This window comes from Rhodohalobacter sp. (genome assembly GCF_041686455.1).
Taxonomy (GTDB): Bacteria; Bacteroidota; Rhodothermia; order Balneolales; family Balneolaceae; genus Rhodohalobacter.
In genome coordinates this window covers 1-8960 of record NZ_JAWLDW010000110.1, presented here as the reverse complement: position 1 = coordinate 8960, position 8960 = coordinate 1, and the positions used below count along the sequence as shown (strand labels likewise).

Below are 8960 nucleotides of genomic sequence, written 5' to 3'. Positions count from 1 at the left end.
AGGTGTTAATGAAATACAGTTTTATGCCTCGAATGCAGGTTTTAGCGGTGATACAGGAGGGATCATTCGTATCTACTATTCGCAAAACGAAGGAGAAAACTGGCAGCAGATTGGCGATGATCTTGAACTTACCGATGAATTTCGGCTTTATTCCATTCCACTTAGTTTGACAGGGAATGTGCGATTCAGGGTAGAAAAAGTGGAAGGCGGAAGGGTTAGTTTTGATGATTTTAGAATTGAGCCTTTCGAAGAGCTATCACAAGATCCTAAAATTGAAGTTAGAATTGAGGGAGTAGAGAAGGAGAACGGGTCTGAAGTAGTTTTTCCTGCTATCAATACGGGAAAAGAACAGTCGCTGTCCGTTAGATTTACGAACATGGGTGAACCGGATTTGAGCATTGATGCAATCGAGAGTTTGGATTCAAATCTGTTTTATGTGGATCCTGAACCTGCCTCAGCTATACAGGGAGGAGAATCATTTGAAGCAGAAATTGTATTTTCTCCTGAAAATCCGGGAATCGTTGAAAGCATCATAACAATAAGAAGCAACGACCCTGAGTCACCGGAATTTAACCTGAATCTGAGGGGAGAAGCAATTGATGAAAATGAGTTGATTTCTGTGAATGAGGCAAGGCAGGTTGAATTTGGAACCAGAGTAACGGTAGCCGGAAGAGTGACCGTTTCTGATGAATTTGACGGGCCGGTTTTCTTTCAGGATGAAACGGGCGGATTAGCTGTATTTGATCCCGGATTGATAGAAATGGCTTCACGAGGTGATTCCATCAGGGTAACAGGGCCGGTTACGGAATACAATCCGGTCAATGGAACTGCGGGTACATTTTTGACACAAATTGCTCCTGTTGATGGGGATGATAATATCATTTATGAAATCATCGAAACAGAAAGATCAGTGCCGGAGCCCCAAACAATTACTATTCAGCAGATGAACAACGGAGCTTTTGAGGGACAATTGGTTCGCCTGGAGGACGTATCTATCCAGGATTCCGGTCTGTTTACCGGAGATAGAAATTATTCGATTTCGGATGAAAGCGATATGGGAGTGCTCAGAATCGACGGAAAAGTGAATGATCTGGTGGATGCCTTTATTCCAACTGAGCCGGTTGAAATTGTGGGTGTTGTTGATCGATTTGATGGAACCTATCAAATAAAACCGCGAGATGGGGAGGACCTTGCTGCTGAGCCTTTTGTTCCTGATGGTGAAGACATTGATAAAGACTTAACTCTTGATGTTGTAACATGGAATGTAGAGTGGTTTGGGGCCGAGAATAATGGTCCTACAGATAATGACCTTCAGATGAACAATGTAATTCGGGTTATTGAAGAGATTGATGCAGACATCTATGCATTTCAGGAGATCTCAAATCAGGTTGCATTTTTTAGTCTTGCAGACAGCCTGGATCAATTTAGAGGGTTTACATCTACTTTTGGTCAGGCTCAAAAAACAGCCTTTCTATTTAAAACTGCAGTCGTTGATTCTTTGGATTCAGGTTTACTGTTTGAAGGGCAGGACAGTTTTGATTGGGCCGGCCGACTGCCGCTCTATTTCGAAGTCAATGCAACTGTGGATGGCATTACCAGAAGAATTCTCCTATATAACGTGCATGCTAAAGCATTTGGCGATCAACCGTCATATAACCGCCGGCTTAATGCAGCCAGTTCTCTGAAAGATTATCTTGATCAAAATAAGTCTAATGACAGAGTTATATTTTTGGGAGACTTCAATGATCAGTTAACGAGTTCCACCTACGATGGAGCTGAACAGTCGCCTTATTCAATGTATCTGGAAGATGACGCATATAATGCAACTACAGAAATTCTGGAAGAGAAAGGGTTTGCCAGTTATCTGGCCGGAGATTTTCGCAGTATGATAGATCATATTATAATTAATGAAAATCTATTCGAATACCATATAGAAGGGGCCCAGCGAGTAGAAAATCCGGTTTATATTGAGAACTTTGTTAACACAACGTCCGATCATGCACCGGTTTGGACGCGTTTCCAGTTTACCGGAGAACCGGTAGAACTGCCAACGGAAATTGTGGTTGAACCTAACTATCCTAATCCGTTTAACCCGACTACGGTTATTCCGTTTTCGCTACCATCTCCCTCAAACATAACGATTGAAGTATTTGACATCTTGGGACGAAAGGTGGCAACTCCTGCAAATAATCAAGATTTCCCTGCAGGTGACAATGAAATTGAGTTTAATGCAGCAGGACTCTCCAGTGGCATTTATCTCTACAGGATCAGTTTTGAGGACGGGGCTGTAGTTACCGGAAAAATGATGCTCGTGAAGTAAGAGCTTAGTTGAAGGAAAACAATTCAGTTCCTTCAGTTGTGATGCCGGAGTTAAACCGGCAAAAAGAAGTATACATAAAGCTTAATTTTGTTTATTTTGGTGCTTCGCAATTTTTATGATTATTAAGGCAGACCTGATCCGGTTTTGTCATCAATTAAAGTAGAATACCAAGAGGTTAAACATTTTCTATGCGACAATATTTAATACTGATAGCCAGCCTTCTGTTTTTCATGGCAGCCACAGAATTATCCGCCCAAAGTTTTAATCCTACAGATTTAAGCGGGGTAAATGTAAATGAGCTCAGTGAAGAACAGATTCGTCAGGCTGACCGGGAGATTAAAGACAGAGGTCTTAGCCTAAGCGAATTTCAGCAGCTGGCGGTAGCACAGGGGGCATCTCAGGCTCAGGTGAGTCAGCTCGTATCTAGAATTCGATCAGTGCGAGCATCCGGAAACGGGAGCGAATCAGTTATTTCTGACTCTCAGGAAGTGAGAACAATGGAAACAGTAGACGTTCAGCCTTACAGGGAAATTGAAGAATCGGGTCGATCTGCATCCCAAAGAGTTTTCGGAATGAGCTTATTCGATCAGGTATCGGTAAGTTTTGAACCTTCGTTAAATGTTCCTACACCAATAGATTACACGCTTGGTGCCGGTGATGAAATTGTAATTGATATATGGGGAGCCGCTGAGCAGACATATCGTTTAAGTGTGAGCGCGGAAGGTAATATTCGAATTCCAAATTTAGGCCCTATTTATGTAAATGGTCTTCAAATGAACGATGCTGAAAATCGAATACTTAATCGATTGACAGATATATATTCAGGTCTTAGTCCGAACAATCCTGAAGAGGGAAATACATATGCTCAGGTTACATTGGGAAGTGTGAGAAGCATTAAAGTAACAATTATTGGAGAAGTTAGGCAGCCCGGTACTTACAGTATATCTTCACTATCAACGGCTTTTAATGCACTTTACGCATCCGGCGGGCCAGATAGAGATGGGACTTTTAGGAATATTCAGATCATTCGTAATAATGAAGTCGTTGAAACTCTGGATATCTACGACTTTTTGGTATCCGGTGACCAGGAGTCCAACATTAGACTCAGAGATCAGGATGTTATAAAAATTGATCCATATATGAATCGGGTTCAGCTGACAGGTGAAACTAAACGAGTGGGCTTTTTTGAATTAAAGGATGACGAAACCCTGGAAGATCTACTAAACTTTGCAGCCGGTTTTACTGACGAAGCCTATACCAGAAGACTTACTTTGGAAGGCAATACACCGACTATGCGAAGAGTCTCAAGTATTTTTTACCCTGAAGAAGCGGATAGAAAATTACAAAATGGAGACCGCGTTTCTGTAGGGCAGATTATCGATCGGTTTGAAAATAGAGTGCAAATTGAGGGGGCTGTTTTCAGACCCGGCACGTATGAATATACCAGTGGTCTGAGTTTATACGATCTGATTGATCAGGCAGACGGGCTTCGTGAGTTCGCATTTCTACAAAGAGGTACAATTGAGCGCCTGAATGAAAATCGCGAACCGGAAATTCTCTCTTTTAGTGTGGAAAGGGTGATGAATGACCCCGCATCGCATGACATTCTTCTGCAACCGGATGACGTAGTGCAAATCTCAAGTTTATTCGACCTGCAGGAAGAGTATTCAATCAGTGTACGGGGGGCAGTGAACAGTTCAGGTACATTTCAGTTCAGAGATGGTATTAAATTGAGTGACGCCATTTTCAAAGCTGATGGTTTCAGAGATAATGCCGCCGCTTATAGAGTTGATGTGGCACGCCGAATTACAGACGGTGGTGAAGTAAAAGGTATTCGTACGGCAGAAACTTTTCGTTTTGATGTTGATGAAACATTGAGTTTTGAAGAAGAGAATGGTGATTTTGAACTGATGCCGTTTGATCAAATATACGTAAGAACTAAGCCTAACTACCAGACCCAGCAAACCGTCACAATAGAAGGTGAAGTCGAGTTTCCGGGTACATATGTACTAGACAGCAGGAATATGAGGATGTCTGATTTGGTGGAGATGGCCGGTGGGTTATCTGAGTTTGCATACCCTACAGGTGCTTCCCTGGAGCGTAGATTGAGAGATGATATTGATGAAGAGCTCGAATTTCTGGATGAAGAGGAGAGATCGGATGATTTAGCAAGAAGATCGAATACTTCTGTTGGCATTCGCCTGGCAGAAGCACTTCAAAATCCCGACTCAGATCAGGATTTAATTCTGGAGCAAGGCGACGTTATTTCAATACCCAAAGAACTGATGACCGTCCGCATTGAAGGCGAAGTCTTGAATCCTACAAGCGTACGGTACGACGATAGCCGTTCATTCAGATCATATCTGGACGCAGCCGGTGGTGTGACCGACAATGCACAACGGGGCCGGGCTTATATTGTCTATTCTAATGGGGAAGTAGATCGATCCAAACGATTTCTGTTTTTCAGGAACAACCCATCTGTAGAACCGGGAGCAACAATCGTAATTCCTAGAGAGCCTGAGCAGCGTGAATTAACGGTACAGGAAAGAATCAGCATTACGGCAACACTTGCATCCACAGCTGCAACAATTGCGCTGATGATCGATCGGTTGAGTAATTAATTAGACATGCAGCGGATCATATTGATCCGTTGCATCTTTTATAGTGATACTCCAAAATAGTGCAAGCACGTTTTGTAGTAATGCTAGTGAAATGTCAGATCTGAAAACTTCTTCTTTCCCTTTAAAAAGTATTCAACAATAATACTTTTTTGATAAATCAGGTGAGTAGGTGTGGAAACGGTCTGTTTGCCTTTTAATTCCCGGCGTTTTTTAAGGGTGTCTGCCAGCATGCCATAAAAAGCAAAATGAGCTCTTATTATCGCCCAGATATCTTTGGGGCTTCCCGATAAGAGAGCTTTTACCCCTGCTATTCCATCCAAGAAAAGCCTGCCTAAAATTCTGAAAACCGGATTCTTATCCAGGTTTTTGGTCATCATTGTTAAATTATTGCGATAGTTGTAGAATACTTTTCTGGGGTTACCCATAGGAAGAGAACCTCCTCCAAGATGAAAGACAACGCTTCTGGGCTCGTAAACTACTTTATATCCAAGCTTATGGGATCGCCAGCAAAGGTCGATCTCTTCCATATGAAATTCAAAATCCTCATCAAATCCATTTAAAGATTCAAAGAGTTCCTTTCTGATGGCTATTGCTGCACCCGATGCCCAGAATATCTCGGATGCAGTATCGTATTGTCCATTATCTTCTTCGACGTGATCAAAAATTCGACCTCGACAGAACGGATATCCCATTTTATCAATGAAACCGCCCGCTGCTCCGGCATACTCGAAGTAATCAGGTTCTTCAGCGGATTTAATTTTCGGCTGTACAATACCCACATCTGGATTTTTAAAACTCTCATCCAAACCATTCAACCATTTGGGATCGGTTTTTGCGTCATTATTTAGGAAAACTAAAATCTCACCTTTTGCATATCCGGCGGCACGGTTATTTCCACCGCAGTAGCCATAGTTTTTATCGAGTTTTACTACTCTGCAAAAAGAATAATTTTCGGCTATCCAATCTGATGTTTTATCTTCGGAAGCATTATCGGCAATAATAATTTCGAAGGAGGGATGAGTTGTTCTTGTAACTGCAGGCAGAAATCGTTGAATGTGATCTAATGCATTCCAAGTAACAATGATAATGCTGTACGTTGGATTTTCTGATGGATTGGTCACGAAATATTAATGCTTTTAAAAAAGTTATCGATAACATGTAAAATATTTTGCTTGCAATGTAAGAGTTCATATTATCAAATAAAGATCATTTTACAGCGGCATGATTAAGATAGGTTTAATATCCGATACACATAATTTTCTTGATCCTCAGATTGAAAAGTATTTTTCTGACAGGGACGAGATTTGGCACGCCGGAGATTTTGGAACGATAGAAATCGCCGAAAAATTAAAAAAAATCGCCCCGGTGATAGGTGTATATGGCAATATTGACGGTCAGGACATCCGGAAAGTTTACCCGTTGCATCAGCGTTTAACCCGCGAGGGAGTAAATGTCTGGATAACGCATATCGGAGGAATTCCGGGCAGATACTGTATTCCCATTCGTGAAGAAATAGAAAATAATACGCCTGACCTTTTCATTTGCGGACACTCTCATATTCTCAAAATAGCCAGGGATCAGTCATTAGAGAGAATGCTCTATATGAATCCCGGTGCAGCAGGAAAGCAGGGTTTCCAGGTTCATCGTACGGTTGTAAGATTCGCTATCCATGAAGGGAAAATACAGGATGTTGAAGTGATCAATCTGGGACGACTTGGTGGGGAATAAAACGTTAATCTGATAAAATTTCGTTAAAACGTAACTTTTTCAGACTCTATTCTGTTTGATTCAAAAACTTACATGAAATCTGTACGATGAATCAACAAGCGATTATAATTGGGGCCGGACTGGGAGGACTTGCAGCCTCAGCTCTGCTGGCTTCTCAAGGATATAGTGTCACGGTCTTTGAAAAAAACTCCACGCATGGCGGTAAAATGCAGGAGCTGAATGTTGGGGACTTTAGGTTCGACACCGGTCCAAGTCTTTTTACAATGCCATTTATCCTGAAAAAGCTTTTTAAAGAGTGCGGAGAAGAATTAAGGGACTATTTGGAGTTTAATGAACTTGAGCCCGTCTGCCGCTATTTCTTTAAAGATGAGACCGTTTTTGATAACTACTCAGACCGCAAACGTAGCAAACAGCAAATTGAACAGTTTGCCCCAGAAGATGCTGAATCGTATTCTGAATTTCTGAATTATACTGCTAAATTGTACGAACAAACAGCAGATGCTTTTCTATTCAATCCACTTTACACATTAGGCGATTTAAAGGGGTTGAAATTGACCGATTTTCTTGGAATTGATGCATTTTCGACGGTCTCAGATGTTGTAGATGAGCATTTTCAATCGGACTATCTAAAGAAATTTTTTAAGCGATTTACCACTTATAACGGCTCGTCACCCTATCAGGCTCCCGGCACATTAAATGTTATTCCTCATGTTGAGCTCAATCAGGGTGGATATTATGTGAAAGGAGGGATGTACAGAATTTCAGAGGCTCTGTATGAGCTGTCTGAAAAAATGGGTGTTACATTTCATTTTGATACAGAAGTTGAAAGAATTTCAATCAGAAATAAACGTGCTGTCTCCATCAAAGTTAATGGTGGAGAGAAGTTTTATGCGGATTTAATAGTCGCTAATTCAGATGCTACAGATACTATTCTGAATTTAATGGATGAACAGGCCGTATCGAATTCAAAAAGAAAGAGGCAAAAAGCGATCGAGCCTTCTTGTTCCGGTTTTGTAATGCTTTTAGGTGTAAATAAACAGTGGGAGCAGCTGAAGCATCATAACATCTTTTTTTCTGACGACTATGAAAAGGAGTTCCGACATATATTTAAGGAAAAAGTTCTTCCTGATGATCCCACGATCTACCTTGCCAATACTTCTTACACAGATCCGGAACATGCTCCGGAAAACAGTTCAAATCTGTTTATACTTGTAAATTCACCTTACGTAACTGAGGAACAGAATTGGAGTGAGCTTCGTGAAACCTACAGCTCATTTTTAATCAACGAACTTGAGAATCGGGGATTAAAAGGGTTGAAAGATTCCATTGTGGTAAAAAAAGTGATTACACCAAGTGACTTTCTGAACCATTACGGCTCAAACCGTGGAAGTATTTACGGAACATCATCCAATAGTAAATTTGCGGCCTTTCTGAGGCCAAGAAATAAAATCAGGGGAATTAGTAACCTCTATTTAGTAGGAGGGAGCACCCACCCCGGCGGTGGAATCCCGCTTGTAATTCAAAGTGCTTTTAACGCGATTGAGTTAATTGACAGGTATCAAAAAGACTAACTTGTATTCTCAGATTGATTGAAGATTACTCTATTACGTATCTGGGTTTAATTATTAAATTCAGGCATCTAACTCAGCTTGATATTAATCAATCTCAGGTTTCACTTTCTGGTAAGCTTGGCAACCGCTTCAATATGATAGGTTTGGGGAAACATATCTACAGGCTGTACGGCGTCAATCGTGTAAAACTCCTTCAACTCCTTTAAATCTCGGGCCATTGTTGATGGATTACAGCTCACGTACACCAATCGATTTACATCCAGCTTGCAAAGCTGTTCAACAACGTCCGGATGCATACCCGACCGGGGAGGATCAGTTATAACACAGTCCGGATGACCATTTTGGGCCAGGAATTCATCGTTGAAAGTGTCTTTCATATCACCCAAAACAAACTCGGCATTATCAACACCGTTTTCCTTTGCGTTGAATTTAGCATTATCTATGGCTACGTCTACAATCTCAATACCGGTAACCTTATCGGCTTTATCAGCCATATAGAGTGATAGTGTTCCCACGCCGCAATAAAGATCGAGTAGATGACCGCCGTTATCCAGTTCTGCAAAGTCCCGGGCTACAGAATAGAGTTTTTCAGCCTGTTTCGTGTTGGTTTGAAAGAATGCATTTGCATGAATTTTAAAAGAGTGGTTGCCAATTTTATCAACGATATAGCCCGGGCCGTAGAGAACATTTTCAAATCGGCCAACCGCTGTTGGATTAGGC

At 41.4% G+C, this 8960-nt stretch carries 6 protein-coding genes; 4 read left to right on the top strand and 2 right to left on the bottom strand.

Translation table 11 applies throughout. From position 1 onward, the window contains the following. Together ACESM0_RS11200 and ACESM0_RS11195 are read left to right on the top strand one after the other, a co-directional pair. Nucleotides 1-2320: endonuclease/exonuclease/phosphatase family protein (locus tag ACESM0_RS11200; RefSeq protein ID WP_372906296.1), on the top strand; the 2320-nt coding region annotated here is incomplete at its 5' end. Between the two features lie 188 nt (nucleotides 2321-2508). Then, on the top strand, nucleotides 2509-4941 hold the full coding sequence (locus ACESM0_RS11195) for an SLBB domain-containing protein (protein WP_372906295.1): 2433 nt from the start codon (nucleotides 2509-2511) through the stop codon (nucleotides 4939-4941). An 83-nt stretch (nucleotides 4942-5024) separates the two neighbouring features. Here ACESM0_RS11195 and ACESM0_RS11190 read toward each other — a convergent pair whose 3' ends face one another. Continuing rightward, nucleotides 5025-6062: a glycosyltransferase family 2 protein gene (locus ACESM0_RS11190; protein WP_372906294.1), complete on the bottom strand. Its 1038-nt coding sequence runs from the start codon at nucleotides 6060-6062 to the stop codon at nucleotides 5025-5027. 100 nt (nucleotides 6063-6162) lie between these two features. On the opposite strand from ACESM0_RS11190, the gene ACESM0_RS11185 reads away from it, so the two are divergent. Further along, a complete protein-coding gene (locus ACESM0_RS11185; RefSeq protein WP_372906293.1) occupies nucleotides 6163-6669 on the top strand; it encodes a metallophosphoesterase family protein in 507 nt (168 codons plus the stop codon). Nucleotides 6670-6755: 86 nt separating this feature from the next. Then, entirely contained in the window at nucleotides 6756-8240 is a 1485-nt protein-coding gene (locus ACESM0_RS11180; protein ID WP_372906292.1) for a phytoene desaturase family protein, read from the top strand. A gap of 101 nt (nucleotides 8241-8341) precedes the next feature. Here the strand turns inward: ACESM0_RS11180 and rlmD are convergent. Next, the coding region (gene rlmD / locus ACESM0_RS11175; RefSeq protein WP_372906291.1) for a 23S rRNA (uracil(1939)-C(5))-methyltransferase RlmD at nucleotides 8342-8960 on the bottom strand (619 nt) is incomplete at its 5' end.

Excerpts from the sequence above, each read along its gene's own strand:
- ACESM0_RS11185 (WP_372906293.1), top strand. The coding sequence starts at position 6,163 with ATGATTAAGATAGGTTTAATATCCGATACACATAATTTTCTTGATCCT.
- ACESM0_RS11180 (WP_372906292.1), top strand. The coding sequence starts at position 6,756 with ATGAATCAACAAGCGATTATAATTGGGGCCGGACTGGGAGGACTTGCA.
- ACESM0_RS11195 (WP_372906295.1), top strand. The coding sequence starts at position 2,509 with ATGCGACAATATTTAATACTGATAGCCAGCCTTCTGTTTTTCATGGCA.